This window comes from Flavobacterium cerinum, from assembly GCF_004028155.1.
GTDB lineage: Bacteria > Bacteroidota > Bacteroidia > Flavobacteriales > Flavobacteriaceae > Flavobacterium > Flavobacterium cerinum.
On record NZ_SBII01000004.1, the window covers coordinates 170704 to 190177 of the forward strand.

A 19474-nucleotide genomic window follows, 5' to 3' on the forward strand; every position below is an offset into this window, starting at 1 on the left:
ATTGAATTATTCTTTTGTTATGGCATTGCGGTTGTGGTTACAGTGCCGCCATTTGCAACTGTTAATTTATAGCGTGTGCCGTCAGGGGATTCGAGTATAAAGCCTTTTGTAGACCCTACTACCTCAATATCTTGGTTAGTATTCATTTTACCGCCACTGGTAATACTTACGCCTCCACTACCTAATATTAAAGTGCCGGCAATAGACTGACTAGATTCACCGCTTTTCTTTACTACAATAGTGTCTTCAGCTGCACCAATATCGCCAGGTGTTAAAACCAACTTACCATCATTGCCCGCAGTTTTACCGTTAACATCTACAGGTAGTGTATAATTGATTGATGTAGCAGCAGCAGGTAAGAATATGCCTGTTGATATTCCAGTTTGTGGGTTACGGGTACTTAAAGTAGTTGTGCCTGAATTTGAATGTGTATAACCAATACCAAAACCTGTATCATTAAGATTTAGAACAGACCCGGAACCGTCACTTGCGTAAGAATGTAAATGCACATTCTCATCTTCCATGTCAAAAACTTTCTCAGAACCGTCAGCCTTAAACTTCCTAATTTTAAATCTATTCCAATCAAGCCCTAATTGCGTTGTAACTCTACCGCCTCCAAGATTTCCACTACTTTTAAAATCGACATAAGGAAATTCTTCTGAGCCTCCTAGCAGTGGTTGTATAGTAAAAGAGCTTTCCTCATCCTGAGATATGGCTGTAGGATTAGAAAATAATACGCCTTGTAAGCCTGCTTCAGCAATAAGCTTCTTAACTGCCAATGTAGAAGTAGCTGCTTTAGGGTCCAATACTTGATTATCTGAATAATCTTCTTTAAAAGTTATACCCGTTTCGTCTATTTCGTCTGTAATTTCAATGCCTTTTGTAAGCCTTGTTGTACCAACAGTATTATAATTAATACCTAATATATTATTGTTTATATCCGTAAGGCTTGCTCGGAAAAAAGTGTATGGATCAGCCGGAGTTATATTCGCACCTATTGCTAAAGAGTGCGCTGCAATTACTCCTGAATCATTTGTTAAATAAACATTGCCCTCAGCCGAAAATAGTTGTCCGTTGTTAAATACTGATGTACCTGCCGTTTTATTAAAAGAAAATACATTCTTAACATAATGATCAATTTGTTTTGGGGTAGAGGAATCACTACTTTCAAGTATTACCTCACTGCCCCTGCCATAAACATTTTGTGCGGTGTCAGAGCCACCGCCTCCGGCTGTAATTGCATCATCAACATATTTCTTATATACATATTGCAAAGGTTCGGTTATAGGGAACTCAGTTTTAGCAACCAAACCTTTATTATAAACACCATCGGTAATCTCTATACCGTTAGAGTTGTCCACACTTTCTACTGATGGGTCATGGTAATACCTTATCGATGTAGTTTCGCCCGAATCATCTTTACTGCCTATCAATTCCCAAACTGAATAGGCTGAACCATCAGGATTTAAACCCGCAATTACGCCTAATACAGATGAAGATTGTACCCCTAAACTATTTACGGCCGTGTTCTGAATAGAAGATACAACCCTTGTAGATTGTTCAACGCCCTCCCCAGATAGTTCCAAATTGTTATTTACATATTGGTATGCTGTCCCACCATTAACCGCAGGTTTTGTAATTTGAAAGTCTTGTCCATCAGCCCCTAATGCAAAACGTATTCCAGTTCCTGATTGATAAACGCCACCGTTTTCAACAGTTTCTTGAAGTCCTTGCGGTTCACCGCCACCACCTAAAGGTGTCCACTCAGTACCAATACCGCCCTCATAACGCTGTAAGGCAGGGTTAAACCTGATACGCCTCTCAACTGGGATGCCCGGTAACACATGGTCTAAACTATCTTCTGGCACAAGCATTACAGTTTTTGCAGATATACCGCCCCTGTATTCGTCGTTTACCTCTTCATCGCCCTTTCTAATGGTTCTACCATTTTGGGCAAAGCCACTACATACTGTCATGGCTAATGCAATAAATAAAAATCCTTTTTTCATATTTTAGTGTAAAAAATTATGTATTTAACACCGGCTTTAAAATCCCAATTCGATAACGTGCCGGTTACAGTATCAAGGGTTATCTCATCCGCATCGACAACCTGACCACGATACATTACTGCATCAAGCTCCGCGCCTATAAGCTCAGGTATAACCAGGTTATCCGCGTCAGCACCTGGCACATTGGTTAAATATTTGTAAGGTGTGGTAAACTGAGCAAAAAGGTCTGCGTGTGCATCAGGGTCGGTTGTGTGGCGGTCTAATTGTTCTCTCTCTGCTTTATTGTCTAGATCGATGGTAAGATTCTCAATACTGCTCTGCGGTATTTTTTCATCCTTATGCCAAAATGATGTCCACGATTGTCTAAACTGCTGTTCGGTTGGGAAATCAAATTCCTTATACCATTTAAGTATTGTTTCTATTGGAGTTGCCATATTATCCGGTATAATGTATAAATTCAACAATCTGATAAGGGTTCATAATATCGATAGCCTGAGCAGTACCACCATCGCCATTTATAAGAGCAGGATGCACCCAAGTATCAGTACCCGTTTTTAAACCAAAACTCGAATTAGCTGCAGTGAGTTTAATTGCATCTGTAGTCGGATTATTTGCAGGTAAATTAGCTTTGGTAAGTGATTTGGTTTTTTGACCACCCGTTTCGCCAATTGTATCAAAATCAGGAATTGCCTCATCACGTCCTACAAGCATTCTACCACGAGCAGGCTCATAAGCCGACCATCCGGGAGGAATAGTATTCGCAGCTTTACCCCAAGGCATAATGCATCCGTTTTCAACAAATACCCTAGTCATTTTTTCAAGTTTTTCGATTCGGGTAATAGCTGTATTCAACGCTGTTGCTGCTGCTTTAGCTGCAACCTCTGCCTGTAATGTTTTTAAATCTTTTATCCGGGTAAATGATGCCCACAAAATAGAATCTTGAACAACATTGGTAAATACAACCCTGAATTTGCTAACCACATCTTTATTATCTCCGTTTTCAAATTCTTTTGCTGTCTTTTCCTCTATGATCTTTACACGGCTTAGAGTTGAACCGCCATCGAATGGGTATAGTTCACCATTTATAAAAACATAACCAGGACCAGTATTTAAACCTGATACAAGACACCCCTGAACAATAGTTAAGTTACCCGCTATGTAACCGAGTTGATTAAATATGCTCCATGAGCTCTGCATATCACTAAGCCTTTCGGTTTTAAGTGGAAAACCACCCGTCTGATTAAAATTTTGCTTATCCATTAATTATAAATATTGAATATCTTTTACCACCTGCTTTATAAAATTCTATGTGTGCTTTAAGTCCGTGTATCTCGGTGTTAAATACTTCAAGCGGAACCCAAACAATAAAATCTAATCCTGTGTCTGCCGTTTCGCCCTCAGTTCTCAAATAGATCGTATCATTTATATACACCTGTTGTGCCTCTGCCTCAGTGTAGATGTACACAGTATCGAAAGCATTACCCTCGCCAATATAGATGCGCCTCTCAAGAGAGTCAAAATTGTCATTGAGTGATTTTCTTAAAGAACATACCTGCCCCGTGTGCTCAAGCTTATAGAGGTTTAAGCTCCTCCATTTAACCCACTTGATGTAAATTGATATTACTGCCCTTAAAAAGAGTTGAGCAAATGCTGAGTTAACAGGTTTCCTTAAGAAAGTAGGGAGCATATTAACCGCAAACTGATTCCAGTCTATCTTATACCACATAGGTTATATTATCAAAGGTTACTACCTCAAAATATCCACTTACAGGTATAACAGCTATTGTGATCTGCTCAGCATCCCCATAACCGTTGGTGTCCGGGTTTATCCATGCGCTCTCAGCGTTTAATATGGTTGCATCAATTACACCAGGTACAACCTGTAATCTATCAACCAACGCGCTTAACCTAAGTTCCCCGTTAAATGGCAGCTCTTTCATATATTTGGCTATAGCATCATTTACAGGATAGTTACCGTTCAGAATACTCTGCCCGGATGCGCTTAGTACAAGAGCATCCCTTTTAATTTCTATAGTCAGGTAAAGCCTATCAGGGAGATAGTTTATAATGTTTACCGTTACACCTGCAAATTTCACCTCATTGATGTAAGCCTCTAAAGCTTCCTTTTGTTCAGGTTGAATAGGCTCAAGTTTACCGTTGTTTTCGCCTGCCACTTTAATAATTACCCTGCTGCTTAAAGTAGCCTGGTCAACTGCAGCATATTTTACAATTTTAGCAGCTTCAATTTGTTCTGTAGTAGCTCCTGCAGTATTAAAGTAATCCTGATCTATAACCAATGAAAACCCCCACAAGAACCTAAGAGCCATTGTTCGATACCAAGGCAATGTGCCCGCTTTTTGATTGGCAAGCTTTTCGTTTACTTCTTTAGTGTGTTGGTCAAAGAATTGTTCATGTACCCGATGTGCAAATGAGATAATATCAAACCAAAGGTTTTCAAGGCTCAACAAACTAAAATGAACCTCAAAAGAACCACCCACAGGAAAGCCGTAAACCATAGAGAATATGGCATTAGCCATAAATGCTTTTGTAATTTCCTGTTTAATTTCCGCCTGTGTCCTTGCCATATTAACTAACTTTAAAAGTGGTCCCTATTTGCATGTAACCAATTCCGCTAGGCGGAGCTACTACGCTATTATCTGTTATCATTGTTGCAGGTTCATTTAATCCTGACCAAATGGCTATAACAGCTTTATTTGTTACTGTTGTAGCGAGAATTTCATCACCAATAGCCAAATCATCTGTTAAGCTGGAGTCATTGGCTAATGACATATCAAAAGAATTTTCTATACTACCGGTCAGCTCTAAAACTTTATCAAAGAATGACTGACCCTGTTTAACTATTTTATTCATAATCAGCAATTATTCTGATTGGCTTATTCTCGTATAAATCCAATTCTGTTACCCTTAACCCGTCCTTTGCGAAATGCTCTCTTATGCGATGCCTGTATTCTAAATAGTCTTCACTAAACTGTATATCGCCTAAACCAACACCGATATCAGGGCGGTGCTTAAAGTCACCCGGATGTGCAATTAATATCAAAGCTTTATTTTGCTCTAAAGTGTCACCAATTACCAGCCCCGAAATAATTTTACCTGAAGCATCATATACAGTGTTGACCTTTAAATCAAGCACATTACCTGCATCGTTATTGTCAATTAGCTGTATTCCTGTTTTTTTCATTATTCCAATGTTCCTTCAAAAGTTCCTGTTACTGGTCCGTTTGGAGCTGCAAGACCTCCGACATATTTTATCACAGCTGTTTTTACATATTTTTCCATCATCATGGAAAAGCGATGAGCATACTCATTATCCGAGATCTCTGTCTTTTCTCTCATGTCCAGCATGAGGTTAATAAAGTCCGTTTCTAATCCTGGTGTATCAAGTGCCATTTAATCTTATTTTAAAAGCTTATTAAACTTGGTTTCCCATTGCTCTATCGCTAAAATTGTGTTAGGCAATGGCGTTCCGCTTGGCCCCTGAGGGGTACTTACTTTTAGCTGTTTTAATAATGCAGCCTGATCGGTAAAAATGTCTTTAAGACTTACCTCGCTATTTTTTATCGATACCTTATTATCAGCACTGTCAAAGAGAACAACCAAACCACCCTGCTTAATTTCAATTTTATGAACCTGGTCAGCCTTTAATATGGTCAGGTCATCGAGTGTGCCGTCACCACTGATCAGTAATACATCTGTACCGATTTTTGGAGTTATAAGCATATAATCACCACTATCGCTTATTGCTACTTTTAGTCGCACGTCAGGCAGCTCCAAGCCACTTATCAGCTTTACCGAACATGTTTGCCCGTTTGTCGCCGTCACAATCCCACGAATGGGATGATTTGGATTAGCGCCTACAACTTCACGCAATTTTTGTTTTATATCAGCTGGTGTCATTAACTCAATTTTATACCGGGCGTTACTGTCCTGATACCTCCTGAAGGACTAAAGGCAGTTTTCACAGAAACAACATAGTACCGGCCAGTTTTATACTCGTAATCATAATCCTCAATTTCTGCTGTGTATGTAGGTCTTACAACTGGTATAAGCCATGTATCAAAAGAACCTGCGTAACCGTCAAAACTGTTTTTCTTTAAAGCGGATTCTGCTATTTTCAGCATATCGGCTTTACTCATTGGCCCAACCTTCAATGTGGTTTTATCGCCACCGGTTGCACCGGTTGTTACGCTTGTAACTTTACCATTCAGGTCAGTGCTTTCAACTGTTATTTCAATTTTTTTATCAACAGCCCGTTTGTATTCAAGCGATGATTGTTCTACATTCAAATGCAGATTATATTTTGTTTCACCGCCTTTTTCAATGTAAGGCGGGTGTATATGCAGTACCTTTTTAGCCGTATCAAAATAGATATTGGCCTTTGTCTCTTCCTGCAATTTTTTCAGTACATCGTAGGCTGTAGCCTGGTGTATTGTAAATTTTTCATAGTTGATATCGTAATCACAGCTTACAGTGAATGAAGCATCAATTTGAGAAACGAGTGATTGAGCAATTTTTTTAATGCTTGTAGGCTTCATTACTACATCTTTAACCGTTTTTCTAAAGAGGTATAAGGCATCTTCGCAAAGTATCTTTAGAGTACTGTCATTAGTCCTTATATCCTGCACATAGCCAGTAAACTCAGTTTCTAGGTTTCCATCATAACCCAATCTTATTATTACCTCAGAACCACGACCAATTTTACTTTCAATATCTTTTAAAATGACCTCATTCATAAATGCCTCAGGCAATACAATTGTAGCTACATCAGCAAGATTATCAACACTGCAATCAATTTCACATTCGGCCAGTGTAAGCAGCCTACGTTCTACACCATCGGTATAAAAAAATATTTCCCAATCCATGTCAAAATACATATCACGTAAGAATTAGGTTATAGCTAAAATCTGAGTATGCCTTTATGTCGTAAGCCTGTACGTTTTCGCCTTTGGTAAAAGGAAAATTAAAATCCTCAATGGCTATTCTTTGAATGCCTAACAGTTCTAATGGCGGGCTGCTAACCATAACAACCTGTGCATGCGTTAAAACCTGTCTCAGCTTTTCAAAATCGGCTTTCGGAAAACAGTCTTCAAAATTTCCATGTATAAGCGATCCGATCAATACACCTGTAATAGTTATTTCGTAATCGCCTTCATTCCAACGCTCCTTTACACTCCCTTTACGAGGTTGTATTCCTGGTATCTCTTTCCACTTTGCAACATTCCTGCGTATCAGTGTATTTTTACCGCTTATTGATATCATTGTTTCATAAGGAAGCAAAAACCACGTATTACCTTCATCAATAGAAAATGACAAAGGGAAAAATTGTTTTTCCGCTGGAGTCGGTGCATCAGCCCTGCCAAGATTGTCAGATAGATCGCTTTCTACTTTGGCAACATTAACAGTATTTTTAAATGGTATAAAAGGCAGAACCGGCAAAACATGCTTTTGAAGCTCATTTTGTATAATGCTTAATCTTGGTATGGTTTTTACAAGACCATTCCCAACTAAAGCCGCGAATAATAGATCGTTTTCGTTAAATGCCATAATTAATTTGATGCTGTTGTTGACATGGCCAGTAACCTACCTAATGCATCAGCTACCTGCGTTTCCATTTGTTGAGCACTGTCTTTAAAATCACTACCCTTAATATTCAACACGCCCACCAAATCTTTTAAATTGATGGTTATGTAGTTATGTTTTGTGCCACCGGTGGCAATAGCCTGATTGGTTTTTGTTTTTTCTGAACTGGCAGCGCCACCGCCTCCCGAATTAGCTGTTTTGGCAATACCTGGTATTGCCGGGTCGCTAATGCCTGCCTCTTCTTTTGGTTTCATCTTAATAGAGTTAGCAGCAAGGGCAAATTCATTTGCACCTTGTACAGCAAGATCAGCCACTTTTTTAGCGCCATCGGTTATTGCTTTTTTTCGGGCTTCTGTATCGGCATGTATTTTGGCTAACATTCGGTTATTATCGGCTTCATCGCCAATACCCATTGAATTTTTAAATTCATACCAACCCTCTTTGATCATGTTGATACCAATCATAATACCGTTAACCATCGTACTGAAATACAGCTTAACCCCTTCCACATAAGCCTGAAAAATAAGTTTTGCGCCTTTTACGGTATGGTCCCATGCTTCACCCCAACCTTCTGTTACAGATGCCACCCAAACAATAGCTGCTATTAAAGCCATAACACCAAGCACGATAAGCACAATTGGATTCATTGCCATAACAACATTAAAAGCGCCTTGTACACCCGTCCATATAGAAGTGGCACCAGCAACAATACCAGTCCATAATGCCTGAAGCTTGGTTGCACTGGTTAAAGTCGAAAATACTTTACCTGCACCACTGATAACCGGTAACAGGTTTCCAAAATCACTTGCAGTTTTACCAATAACACTTGCATAGCCAATAAGACCGTTAGTGCCGTTAAAAATGGATATTTTAAAATCATCGATTTGCGCCTGAAGCCTTTTGTTTTTCTCCATTGGGCTTTCCATTATAATGGCAGCCTGGTCATAGGCAGCATTTGTATCTGTAATAGCTGCAGTCAGTCTTCGTTGTTCATCAATGCCACTTATCAATGCCAATGCAGCATTGCTGTTTTCGGTTCCAAAAAGCTTTGTGATCAGTGCGCTGTCTCCCATTATCTTTTTTAATGGTGTAAGCCTGTCAGCAAGTGATAAAGATTTATCACCAAGCGTATTAATATTTACACCCGCTTTTGCTAACTCTGCCTGAACATCTTTAGGTAAAAAACGTCCTTCGGATAGTTTGGCTAACGTATTACGTAAAGCCACACCGCCTTCACTTCCTTTTTTACCGGCTTTATCCAAAACCTGTATTGATGCTGCCGTTTCTTCAAATGATACTTTGGCCGCATTCGCTGCCATACCGCTTTGCTCCAATGCTGCCTGCTGTGCCGGTAGCTCTGCCGAACCTTCGCCCGCAGCTGCCGCCATTGTATTCATCATTTTTGCCATTTCGGCACTGGCCTGCACAGGGTCTTCAAGACTAACCCCGTATTGGTTCATTGCCGTGGTAAGCAAATTAGCAGCGCCTACCTGGTCATTTTTCATTAATTTAGAAGTGACAGCAACGCTTTTACCCATTGCATCAAGTGCTGTTGGGAATTTTGCGATCTCAGGGGATAGCTGGCCAAGGATAAGTTTAAAAGATTCTGCACCTCCAGCAGCTCCAAGTGCAAACTCTTTACCCGTAGCACGGGCATAACCTTCAATCTCTTTTAGTTTTGCACCTGCCACGCCCGTCATTGCGCTTAATTCAAACATATTAGAACTCAAATCCATACCGGGCTGGTTCAGGGTTTCAATACCCGCAGCTGTGCGATCAATTTGGTTTAAAATAGAATCAAGCTTAATGGTTTTGATATCATTTCGCATATGGTTAAAAGCAGCTGTAAAACTTTTATCCATATGTGTTGCACCGGTATCAACCTTAACAACCGATGCATGAAGCTTACCCATATCAGCGGCAACGCTCTTTGCATCGGATGTGATTTTAAAAATATAGTTGAATAGTGTATTAGACATTTCTATTTACCAGTTTCAAGTTTTCGGATATATTCCAGTTCTTTTATTTTTGCAGACCACTCAGCATCACTAAGGCTGTCAGGGTCATCAATACGGAAATAGTAACGCAGTTGCGCGTTACTAATCCGTATAAAATCATCCGGGTCTACTACCGCAGCCTTTAAAGCTTTTCCAGTGTGGCTTCCTGTGCTTTTACGATTTCAGCCAGTTTTTTACCTGCCGAAAGGAATAGATCATCATTAGTTTGAAATTCAAGATCGCCACCAAGCCAACAGTTTTTAATGATGCTTTCATTAAACTTAAGAGCATCTTTTTCGCCTGCTATTGAAGCAAAGCTTAATTCTTTTCTGCCGGGCTTTCTCAGGATACAGCTTTTGGTTCCGCATTCAGATGTTATTCTGAAAATGTCACCATGTTGTGCTTTCCATCCGTCAATATCTGCCTGTGTAGGCTTAGTAATATTTGCTTTTTCCATTTTTGGATAATAATTTAAACGTTAGGTACTAATCTTAAAAAGAGGTATGGAATGGTTACCTCCATGAATTTATCACCTTGCTTCATTCCCATTTCGACTTTACCGAAACGTATGCCTTCCTGCCTGTCAGTTACAATGGCATCACCATCGGTTGGATTGCCATAACTTACCAGGGCGTTAGCAAGCAAGTTTCTTATTGTGCCGCCACCGGATGCCCTAAGTGCTAAATAATCACTCATAAGCAATACTATTTCACCGGCATACTTTACGTTACCGTATTGGATGCTATGCGGAAAGCGACCTTTGGCATATAGCGCCTCCATTTCAGGGTCTTCCTCATATTTTACGGCTCTAATGCCTGTCATGTCACGGCCTCCAATCAACAGCGTGATATCAGCCCACTCATATTCTCTTGAATCAAACATATTATTCGGTGGTTATAGGCACAAAGCCCAGTGGTACGTCAATGTATCGGTTATAGCCTTTTGGTAATACCTGAAGCTGCGCCAGTTTCAATGTGGATGTAGACCTTACATTATTGGTTAAGTCTACTTTACAGATCACACCTTTGCTTTTAGGGTCGTTCGGGTCATAGCTAAGCTCACCCGCTGTGGTCATTTGCTGAAAAATTGTTGAGATCACATTATCTTCAATTCCTTTAGCATAAATAGGCGATATGGTTCCATCAGGATTGATAGTATTATCATCCAGTATATATTCCACAAGCACACCAAAAGCCAGCCTGTAGGCTTTATCAATAACCCTTCTGCCTGTACCATAATGGTAATCATCAGCAATAGGGCACGCTAAAGGGTCATCAGTAAAATAATACCCTGACTTGGTTGTGTGGGTTCTAAAGGTTACATAGCCTTTATCGTGGATGGCTGTTATATCGTATTCCTCAGCAGGGATATCAAGCACGAATGCATTAATATTGCTTAGAGCACCATCACGAACTTTTGCAGGATTAACCTGAACCTGTGATTTTGCTTTTCTGCCTGCAAGTACACCAATGGCAGCACCTTTGCTGACTGGTGTGCCAGTGCGCTTTTCGGTATCTCCAATAATTACCTGGCATCGGTTGTAGTCACTTGCCAATAAATCTTTAAGATCAGCTTTAATGCCTGTATAAGCATACCCCTCAAAAAGGGTATAAAAAGGCGCATATTTCTGATCGGTATAATTTTCAGCAAGCGTTTGTGCTTTTGCCATGGCCAGCCATAAATCACCATCAATTGCATCAACTATAGTTGGCGTATAAGACCCTGAAGGTGAAAATGCAGTCCATAACATAGTAAGCTTTCCGTTTACTTTATTAAGTAACGTTTCCGCTGGAGTCGTGCCGGTTGTAACATCAGGTGTAAACCAGTCGCTTACTTTTGTGGTTCTCGCGAGGCCCATAATCCAAAGCTCAGTGCCATCGCCTGCCTCAGCATAAAACTCTTTTAGAGCTTTATACAAAACATAATTGTCGGTGCTGGGAACAATTCCCAACGCAGCTACATCTACCATACCACGCACCTGATAGGCCGTGTTAAGTAAAAATGTAGTGCTAACCGTTACGGCACTGGCCAAAAACCCGAATACACCGTCAGGGGTATCAAGCAATTGACCGGATTGGCCGTTTTGAAATTGTATATCTACGCGAGGTAATGACATTACTCTTCGTTTTTAAGGATTTCGGCACCATGAACCGGTGTAAGCTCAGCTGTTTTAGCTTCAATAGCTTTTAACACGGTACTCCTGGTATCGTTTTTAAATTCGTCAAGTGCTTCAAGTGTTGTAGCAGCTTGTATAAGTTTGATAAGGTCTTCAGCTTTTGCAGGCTTCGCATCTTTATCTTTACCCTCTGAAGCAGCAGCCTCAGTGCCTTTTGTAACCGTTTGCACCGATTTATCTTTCAGACTGCGTGCATGAAACTTAGCATCGCCTTCTTTATAAAAGGTTTCGCCATCACTTGTTTTGTAGTAAACAGATATGGTCGGGTTGCTTTCAAATACTTGGTCTTTTGCCATGATATTAGATTTTTGGTTTAAAATAATTTTTAATGATCTGGAAGATTACGTAAGGGATGGCTAAGCCTCCCAAACATAAAAGAGGGTATATATACCAGGGTATATATGGTTCCCGTACGGGTATTGTCTCAGCCTGTTTGGTGTCAGTATCCCGAGTCTTGTAAATTTCAATCAACTCTCTTTGGAGCTGGATTATCATTTCAAGTTCTGCCTGATCACAATCAGCAGTTACGGTATTACCCACACGGCTCAATGTGGCTGTTAGATTGTCAAGCTTTTGCTGTATAACATCGCCATCTTTCAAATTGTTAAGATCAGCTGATACCTGTACTTTTGTACCTGGTAGTTTAATGATACTATCAAAGGGCGTTACTGTCTTTTTAACCCACGTGCTGTCCTTGACAGTTTGTGAGCTCGTAAAATTGCTCTTTGGAGTTGTGCAGCTTATCATTAACATCGATTGCCCGGCTAATGTGAAAAGGAAAAGGAACCATGCAGAAACAGCAATTAATTTTGCGTTTTTCATTTTATTGTAAGTTCAAAGCCTTTAGGGGCTATTGTTAAAAGTTTTTTCAATGTGGCTTTACTTGATGTTACATCTTTAAAACCGTCTTTATTGATATCGGTGTGTGAAGCTCCTACCAGGATACAGCCTAAAATTTCAGTATGGTAATTACCCTGATGAATTAAAATTGTATCTCTGTGAGGTACATCATTCACTAAAAAATGAGAGCCGTACTTTGGGGATTTTCTCGCAGTTACTTTATAATTCCCCGTTGGGATACAGCTTTTTTGCGTTTTGTTGTTTTCCCAGTCAAGTTCAAGCGTTTTACACGTGAATACAGTTGTACCGGTTGCATCTTTTAGCTCAAGACTGCCTAATGTTTGTTTAGTGTCCGATTTTCCACGTATGAGTACGGCCTTCATCATTTTTTGTTTTTAGTTAATTTGTACAGGTGAGCCGGTTGGAATGAAACTGGCACCGTCGTAAACAAATGTTTGTACTTTAGTCTTGCTGATCACACCCGCAAGCACCGGTGCTGTAAATCCTGTACTAAAAGTCAGATCTCGTGCGGTTCCGTCACTTGTTACCTTTAGTATTATTTCATCCCCAATAACCGGTTGTGCATCCCCTGAAAGGCTTAGGGTTCCTGCACCTGTCATAGCAATGCTTATGACGTTTCGGCTCTCTGTCACATTTGCTGACATTGATGCCGCATAGACAATAGCAAACGCACAACTGCATCCAATTTGAAATCTATCCATTTTGTTTTCCGTTTAATTGTTTGAATTTTTGTAACTCTTCAATAAGGTGCCTGTTTTCCTCCATCATTAACTGAAGCTGTGCATCAGCCCTTTTAAGTTGGTCTTTTGCTTCATGAAGCTGGCTAATGGCATCCTTATATTTTGCGCTCAAGGCATCAACATCTGATATTGCTGTCTTGTATTTTGCGCCCAAATCCTCAACCATTTCACGATACATCTTAACGGCTTTTTCAACATTCTCCAGTTCCGTTGCACGGCTCTCAGCAAGGTTTTTACGCTTTGCGGCAAACCATCCTACACAACTTGTGGCAATGCCTATAATTGCCGTTAATATGTATTCGTTCATTGTTTAAATGGTGTTTAAACGATTGCCCCTATAAACATGTTCTGGAATGGAACAGCGATAAAGTAGTGGCGGTAGTTTAGTTTGTTAGTTTGAGTTTCAGGGTCGTTCTCTGCCTTAGCAAAGTATTGTTTGGTTAAACCTGTTTTCTTTGCGATACCAGGTTTCCAGAATGCAACAGATGCCTGACGGTCTGTTGAGTTTTTAGTTGCTCCAAACGCTTTCTTAACACCTGCATCAGTGTAAAGCGGGTTACCACCATATTGGAAAATCTCAAATCCGGCAATAAGCGGTGCAGGTTTACCAGTGTTGTAATTCACCAGTTGATCGCCAAAGTTTTTACGGTCACGTAAAAGGTCGTTCCAGTGACGTGTGCAAAGCACCAAACGTCTTTCATCATCTGAAATGCCCTCGATATCATCCAACATGCCTTTGAAGGTTACTAAATCTTCATAAACTAATGTTGGTACCGTGCTGCCTGCAAGCGGTGCACCTGTAGCAATAAGAACCGGTGTTGCAACCGTGTTAGACTGAGGGGCAATAGAGTGTATCGCCTTTTGGTTCTTTTTGGTAGTAATAGATCGTGTGTGACCTTTTGTTACAACATCGATCTTATCATAAGATGCACCAATGGTCTGGTCATCACTAAGCGTGGTAACTTTCGTTTGGTATTTATCCAGCTGTACGATTACGCTATCATCGGTATAACCCTGTAATGCGATTGGGTAAGCAGTGTTGTTAATTAATACCTCAGGGTTAAAGTTTGTGCGCGGTATGTGGATGATATTAGATTCGCTGGCATCACCTGAACCAACTTCTATTACTTCGGTATCCAGTTCGGCAATACCATCAAGCCACGGCGCTACATTTTGATTAGAGAGGTTTTGGATAACGCGGTTTAACCATACCTCAGGGAAGTTTTCCATACTGTTTTGTTTGGGTTATTTAAATAGTTTTTTGTACTCTTCCGGCTTGTTAGCTTTGAAAGCTAATTGCGTGGCCGTTGGTGCTTTTTGAAAATCATCAAGGGTTTTGATTTCAGCATCAGTAGCAGTGCCACCGGTAGCTACAGTTGCACCCAATTCAGTTTTTGCAGGTATAGCCTCAATAGTAGCCTTAACCAGTTCAGGGTTGGTTTTGTACATGCCTAAATAAGCTTCAACCTGATCGGCTTTTATCTTACCAGCAGTAACCATTGAAAGCAGGAATACTTTTCCTTCTGAAAGGCTTGCAGTTTCCTTTTCGGTTTTAAGAGTTTCGTTTTCCTTTTTCAGGTTTTCAAGCTCTGTTTTGGTAGTTGATAACTCAGCAGAAAGCCCCATGATTTTGTTTTCAATTTCGCTTTCATCAACGCCTTCTTTAGGCACATCTTTAAAGCCTAAAGCCAAAAAGGCTGCAAGGCTCAACATTATTTTTTTCATATTATTTGTTAGATTTAATTCGGGTGTGGGTTCGGCTGCAAGTGAAAGGCATAGGCTTTTTACTTCGGCCTCAGTTAGTGGTGTATCTTCCTTACCTTTTAAGTAAAGTTGTAAAGCATTAGGATTAGATGGCACGGGTATAATTGTACCTTCAACTAATTCTGATTCCTTTAGCCAAATTTTACCGCCCAGGTATACCATGTCTTCATGACTAAAAAGAAGGCCCATAGATGCACCTTTTATAAAGCCACGCTCAACCTTGCCTTCAATCTTTGCGGCATCTACATCATCACTGTCAAATTCAGGATATCCGCTAAGCAGGCCATTTTCTTTTTTGAGGTCCAACCAACGGCCTAATACAAATTCGTTACCGTTACGGTGGTTAGAAAGCATCACCGGGTTTTTTTCAAAACGGCTTAGGTTTATGCCTTCAGTGGACACAAAGAAGCCATAGGAATTTTCTACATTCTCATCATTCAGTATAAAGGGTTTGTTACTTTTTGCCATCGTAATTGTGGTCGTTTAGAGTGGCAAAGATTAGGCGGGTATTTTGCTTAAAAAAGAAGTTGTGCAATTGTAAAACACCTATGTACAAAGACTTTACAGAAGTGTACAGAAATTGTACACCTTTTTTTTTACAACCATTATGTAGTGGAATTTTGTCTATAAATATGGCATAATGGCAAAAACTAAGCAGTTAGAAAAGGACTATGCAAAAACGCTTTTTGTAAATGAAAACATTTCGCAAAAAGAGATCGCAACACGTCTAAAAGTTACAGAAAAAACAATCGGTAAATGGGTAAAGGATGGTAATTGGGAAACCATGAAAAAATCTATGCTTACCACTAAGGAAAATCAGCTTACAATGATGTATGACCAGTTGGATTTTTTAAATACTGATATTAAGGGACGTGAATTTAAAATTGCTACACCTAAAGAGGCTGATATCATCAGTAAGCTTACATCTGCCATAAACAGGCTCGAAACTGAAACCTCTATCGGTGATACGGTAGAAGTAGCAAAGAAAATAATACAATTTGTCCGTTCTCAGGATGTAGCATTTGCTGCACAGCTTACAAATTACTTTGACGGCTATATAACCTCATTAACGAAGTAGTATGGCAAAAAAAACCGATAAATCATATTTTGACAGCTGGCAGGAGTTCAGGGATAATACCCGAAAAGCTACACCGGTAGACCTTAACGAAACCGCAACCCAAAAGGCAAACCGTATTAAGAAGCTGGAGGCTGATGATGAGGCATGGTTTAAATATTATTTCCCAAACTTCTATACCTCAGAACCGGCACCGTTCCATAAGAAAGCCACTCAAAGGGTGATGGATAATATGGAGTGGTTCGAGGTGCGCTCATGGTCGCGTGAGCTTGCAAAATCTGCACGTACGATGATGGAAGTTATAAAGCTGGCCATGACAGGAAAAAAGAAAAACATCCTGTTAATATCATCAACCTATGATGCAGCCGAAAGATTGCTTTTGCCGTATAGGTCAACACTGGAAGCTAATAATCGCTTAATAAATGATTATGGAGATCAGGAAAGTATTGGCAACTGGGAAGCTGGCGAGTTTATAACTAAAAACGGGGTGGCTTTTAGAGCCATCGGAGCGGGTCAATCGCCACGTGGTACCCGAAATGATGCTGCAAGACCCGATACAATACTGATTGATGATATTGATACTGACGAAGAGTGCCGTAACCCTGACAGGGTTAAAAACAAGATGGATTGGATTGAACAGGCTTTGATACCAACACGATCAATATCAGTACCTCTTTTAATAATTGCCTGCGGTAATATCATTGCGAAATATTGCTGTATTACTGAAATGGCAAAAAAGGCAGATATCCACGAAATAGTAAATATCCGGGATGAAAAAGGCCGTTCAACATGGCCTCAAAAAAATACTGAAGCTATGATTGACCGGGCATTAAAACCCATCAGCATAGGTTCACAGCAAAAGGAATATTTTAATAATCCAATTAAAATTGGAAAGGTCTTTAAAAAGGTTATTTGGGGCAAATGTCCGCCGTTAACGACCTGTGAACAAATATTAACCTATGCTGACCCTGCACCATCCGATAAGAAAAGCGCAAATGCATCTACAAAAGCCGTTGGTGTTATAGGCTATTTAGCAGGCAAATATTACCTGTATTGGGTTCGGGTAGCAAGTATGAGGCAATTAGAGTTTGTGGATTATTTATATGATTCAAAGGCATACGTAATGAATGGTGGTATAGACACCAACCATACATGGCTTGAAAACAATTCGCTACAAGACCCACACTACCAACAGGTATTAAAACCACTGATTTTTAAAGTGGGTGAAACTAAAAAAATGAGGCTTTCGGTTTCGTTGGATTCAAGGGATAAAAAAGACAAATACACTCGTATTGAGGCAACCCTTGAACCTATATGGCGCGGTGGTGATCTGATTTTTAATGAAGAAGAAAAAGATAACCCACACATGCAAACAATGGAAGAGCAGTTTATTGGGGTATCTCCAAATTCAAGCCAAATGGATGGTCCCGATATGCTCGAAGGAGGTGTTTGGTTATTACAGAATAGAGCAACAATGAGCACAAACCAATATAGTGTTGGTTTCAGGCAAAATCAAAAATATTAATACCGCACAAAATGTTTTTACAACCGGATGATTTAGGACAGGCAATATACGGATACCAGGTACAGGAAATTACCGAAGGTGATGAAGGAATTGTATTGCAGGCATTGGCTGCTGCTGAAGAGGAAACCCGCAGTTATTTAGAGAATAACGTAAACAAGATGGGAAGCCTTGATGGCAGGCTATTATACGATGTTGCTGCAATATTTTCTGCAACAGGTAATGACAGGCACGCTCTGATCGTGCAGCATTGCATAACAATCGCAAAATGGCATGTGATACAGCTCTCAAATATGGATATTCTGTATGAACAGGCAAAGGATCGCTATGATAGGGCGATATCATGGCTCAAATCACTATCACGAGGCGAAATAACGCTATCATCTTTACCAACAATCTCATTGGAAGATAACAGTACTCTTTTGCCTTTTAGCTCAGGTTCACGTTTAAAATTTAACCACGAATAAGTATGTCACGCAGAAAAATAAACGCCGCCCGTAAAAATATTGTACTCGCTGCCGCTAAGACAGGAGGTCAAACCACCGCACCGAAATTAAGCGGAACTATTTCACCAAAAAGTATTTCTCGTACACGTCAGGATATACTTTCGTGGAATATGGCGCTTAATCAGGCGCGCACAGCTGAGAACCCTAAATTTTACGCTTTACAGCTCCTATATAACGAAATTGTTAACGATGCACTGCTTTCCTCACAATTAGAAAATAGAAGGCTTAAAAGCCTTTCAACTCCTTTTATCTTTAATGATCTTAAAGGCACCCTAATTGAGGATTTAACAGCTCTATTGCAAAATCAAACATGGATAGCTGACCTTAACAGGCATATCGTTAACAGCCGTTTTTACGGTCACTCTCTAATTGAGTTTACCTATGTTAACGGCATGCTTAAAACGAATCTGATACCACGTACAAATGTAGACCCGGTTAATGGCAGGGTATACCCCGATTATGCAGATGATAAATTTGTGGAATACCGTAAAATGGCAGAATACGGTTCGTGGATTATCGAATTTGGCGACTCTACAAATTTGGGGCTACTAAATACCTGCGTGCCGCACGTTCTTATGAAACGTTTTGCGCAATCGTGTTGGAGTGAGTTGTGCGAGATATACGGAATACCACCCCGTGTAATGAAAACCAATACGCATGATACAAACATGCTAAGGAGGGGTGAAAAGATGATGAAGGATATGGGAGCTGCATCTTGGTTCATCATTGATAGCAGCGAAGATTTTCAATTTGCACAAGGTGTAAGCACCAATGGCGATGTTTATAAAAACCTTATTGGCTTGTGCAACAATGAAATGAGTTTAACCGTTTCAGGCGTTGTTATAGGTCAGGATACTGTAAACGGGAATCGCTCAAAAGAACAAGCCTCACAATCTATGCTACAAGACTTAGTGGATAGTGATTTAACACTTTTAGAACAATATTGGAACAGCACCGTAATACCTTCTTTAGTACAGATTTATACTGAGATTAAAGGCGACGTAGTTTATGGATATCCAAAGGCAGAAGATTTAGACAAATTGTGGAAAATGGTAAAAGAAGCATGGACACAATATGATGTGCCTGCCGAATGGGTAACTGATACTTTTGGTATTCCTGTAGAACCAAAAAAACAAGTACCGGCAAACACCGGGCTTAATTTTGGTGCTGATTTTTTCGTTTAAGCCCCAAAGCCTGGACTGGGTATTTTGGGGCTTTGAATA

At 40.1% G+C, this 19474-nt stretch carries 26 protein-coding genes; 4 read left to right on the top strand and 22 right to left on the bottom strand.

Annotated elements, in window-relative coordinates; genetic code table 11:
* Nucleotides 1-17: 17 nt before the first annotated feature.
* The 22 genes from EPI11_RS07730 to EPI11_RS07835 form a co-directional block, all read right to left on the bottom strand.
* On the bottom strand, nt 18-2009 hold the full coding sequence (locus EPI11_RS07730; RefSeq protein ID WP_128389384.1) for a hypothetical protein: 1992 nt from the start codon (nt 2007-2009) through the stop codon (nt 18-20).
* Nucleotides 2006-2443: a hypothetical protein gene (locus EPI11_RS07735; protein ID WP_128389385.1), complete on the bottom strand. Its 438-nt coding sequence runs from the start codon at nt 2441-2443 to the stop codon at nt 2006-2008. The genes EPI11_RS07730 and EPI11_RS07735 overlap by 4 nt, the downstream gene beginning before the upstream one ends.
* Nucleotide 2444: 1 nt before the next feature.
* Nucleotides 2445-3269 carry a hypothetical protein gene (locus tag EPI11_RS07740; protein WP_128389386.1) on the bottom strand — a complete coding sequence of 275 codons (825 nt, stop codon included), beginning with the start codon at nt 3267-3269 and terminating at the stop codon, nt 2445-2447.
* Entirely contained in the window at nt 3262-3735 is a 474-nt protein-coding gene (locus tag EPI11_RS07745; protein ID WP_128389387.1) for a hypothetical protein, read from the bottom strand. The genes EPI11_RS07740 and EPI11_RS07745 overlap by 8 nt, the downstream gene beginning before the upstream one ends.
* A complete protein-coding gene (locus EPI11_RS07750) occupies nt 3725-4594 on the bottom strand; it encodes a nucleotidyltransferase (RefSeq protein ID WP_128389388.1) in 870 nt (289 codons plus the stop codon). Before EPI11_RS07750 ends, EPI11_RS07745 begins: the two co-directional genes overlap by 11 nt.
* Nucleotide 4595: 1 nt before the next feature.
* A complete protein-coding gene (locus EPI11_RS07755) occupies nt 4596-4880 on the bottom strand; it encodes a hypothetical protein (RefSeq protein WP_128389389.1) in 285 nt (94 codons plus the stop codon).
* Nucleotides 4873-5211: a hypothetical protein gene (locus tag EPI11_RS07760; RefSeq protein WP_241657596.1), complete on the bottom strand. Its 339-nt coding sequence runs from the start codon at nt 5209-5211 to the stop codon at nt 4873-4875. The genes EPI11_RS07755 and EPI11_RS07760 overlap by 8 nt, the downstream gene beginning before the upstream one ends.
* Nucleotides 5211-5420: a hypothetical protein gene (locus EPI11_RS07765; RefSeq protein WP_128389391.1), complete on the bottom strand. Its 210-nt coding sequence runs from the start codon at nt 5418-5420 to the stop codon at nt 5211-5213. Before EPI11_RS07765 ends, EPI11_RS07760 begins: the two co-directional genes overlap by 1 nt.
* Nucleotides 5421-5426: 6 nt before the next feature.
* Nucleotides 5427-5927, bottom strand: coding sequence for a hypothetical protein (locus EPI11_RS07770; RefSeq protein ID WP_128389392.1), 501 nt, complete (start codon nt 5925-5927; stop codon nt 5427-5429).
* The gene (locus tag EPI11_RS07775; RefSeq protein ID WP_128389393.1) at nt 5927-6904 is read right to left on the bottom strand and encodes a hypothetical protein; all 978 of its coding nucleotides are present in this window, start codon (nt 6902-6904) and stop codon (nt 5927-5929) included. The genes EPI11_RS07770 and EPI11_RS07775 overlap by 1 nt, the downstream gene beginning before the upstream one ends.
* A 1-nt stretch (nt 6905) precedes the next feature.
* A complete protein-coding gene (locus EPI11_RS07780; protein WP_128389394.1) occupies nt 6906-7574 on the bottom strand; it encodes a DUF6046 domain-containing protein in 669 nt (222 codons plus the stop codon).
* A gap of 2 nt (nt 7575-7576) precedes the next feature.
* Nucleotides 7577-9589, bottom strand: coding sequence for a phage tail tape measure protein (locus EPI11_RS07785; RefSeq protein ID WP_128389395.1), 2013 nt, complete (start codon nt 9587-9589; stop codon nt 7577-7579).
* Between the two features lie 160 nt (nt 9590-9749).
* The gene (locus EPI11_RS07790; protein ID WP_128389396.1) at nt 9750-10064 is read right to left on the bottom strand and encodes a hypothetical protein; all 315 of its coding nucleotides are present in this window, start codon (nt 10062-10064) and stop codon (nt 9750-9752) included.
* Nucleotides 10065-10078: 14 nt separating this feature from the next.
* Nucleotides 10079-10489 (bottom strand): hypothetical protein, encoded by a 411-nt coding sequence (locus EPI11_RS07795; RefSeq protein WP_128389397.1) that lies wholly within the window; start codon nt 10487-10489, stop codon nt 10079-10081.
* A 1-nt stretch (nt 10490) separates the two neighbouring features.
* Entirely contained in the window at nt 10491-11723 is a 1233-nt protein-coding gene (locus EPI11_RS07800; protein WP_128389398.1) for a DUF2586 family protein, read from the bottom strand.
* Nucleotides 11723-12079 carry a hypothetical protein gene (locus EPI11_RS07805; RefSeq protein ID WP_128389399.1) on the bottom strand — a complete coding sequence of 119 codons (357 nt, stop codon included), beginning with the start codon at nt 12077-12079 and terminating at the stop codon, nt 11723-11725. Before EPI11_RS07805 ends, EPI11_RS07800 begins: the two co-directional genes overlap by 1 nt.
* A 4-nt stretch (nt 12080-12083) precedes the next feature.
* Nucleotides 12084-12605, bottom strand: coding sequence for a hypothetical protein (locus EPI11_RS07810; protein ID WP_128389400.1), 522 nt, complete (start codon nt 12603-12605; stop codon nt 12084-12086).
* Entirely contained in the window at nt 12602-13009 is a 408-nt protein-coding gene (locus tag EPI11_RS07815) for a DUF5675 family protein (protein WP_128389401.1), read from the bottom strand. Before EPI11_RS07815 ends, EPI11_RS07810 begins: the two co-directional genes overlap by 4 nt.
* 9 nt (nt 13010-13018) lie before the next feature.
* Nucleotides 13019-13345 carry a hypothetical protein gene (locus tag EPI11_RS07820; protein WP_128389402.1) on the bottom strand — a complete coding sequence of 109 codons (327 nt, stop codon included), beginning with the start codon at nt 13343-13345 and terminating at the stop codon, nt 13019-13021.
* Nucleotides 13338-13691, bottom strand: coding sequence for a hypothetical protein (locus EPI11_RS07825; RefSeq protein ID WP_128389403.1), 354 nt, complete (start codon nt 13689-13691; stop codon nt 13338-13340). Before EPI11_RS07825 ends, EPI11_RS07820 begins: the two co-directional genes overlap by 8 nt.
* Before the next feature lie 14 nt (nt 13692-13705).
* On the bottom strand, nt 13706-14614 hold the full coding sequence (locus EPI11_RS07830; protein WP_128389404.1) for a hypothetical protein: 909 nt from the start codon (nt 14612-14614) through the stop codon (nt 13706-13708).
* Between the two features lie 15 nt (nt 14615-14629).
* Nucleotides 14630-15616: a caudovirus prohead protease gene (locus tag EPI11_RS07835; RefSeq protein ID WP_128389405.1), complete on the bottom strand. Its 987-nt coding sequence runs from the start codon at nt 15614-15616 to the stop codon at nt 14630-14632.
* 172 nt (nt 15617-15788) lie between these two features.
* Between EPI11_RS07835 and EPI11_RS07840 the strand changes: the two genes are divergently transcribed.
* Genes EPI11_RS07840 through EPI11_RS07855 form a run of 4 tightly spaced genes read left to right on the top strand, consistent with a single transcriptional unit; the run spans nt 15789 to nt 19435 of the window.
* Nucleotides 15789-16226 carry a DDE transposase family protein gene (locus tag EPI11_RS07840; RefSeq protein WP_128389406.1) on the top strand — a complete coding sequence of 146 codons (438 nt, stop codon included), beginning with the start codon at nt 15789-15791 and terminating at the stop codon, nt 16224-16226.
* Nucleotide 16227: 1 nt separating this feature from the next.
* Nucleotides 16228-17748, top strand: a complete 1521-nt coding sequence (locus EPI11_RS07845) for a hypothetical protein (protein WP_128389407.1) — start codon at nt 16228-16230, stop codon at nt 17746-17748.
* An 11-nt stretch (nt 17749-17759) separates the two neighbouring features.
* Nucleotides 17760-18212 carry a phage protein Gp36 family protein gene (locus EPI11_RS07850; RefSeq protein WP_128389408.1) on the top strand — a complete coding sequence of 151 codons (453 nt, stop codon included), beginning with the start codon at nt 17760-17762 and terminating at the stop codon, nt 18210-18212.
* A 2-nt stretch (nt 18213-18214) separates the two neighbouring features.
* A complete protein-coding gene (locus tag EPI11_RS07855; RefSeq protein ID WP_128389409.1) occupies nt 18215-19435 on the top strand; it encodes a phage portal protein family protein in 1221 nt (406 codons plus the stop codon).
* The last annotated feature ends 39 nt before the right edge of the window (nt 19436-19474 follow it).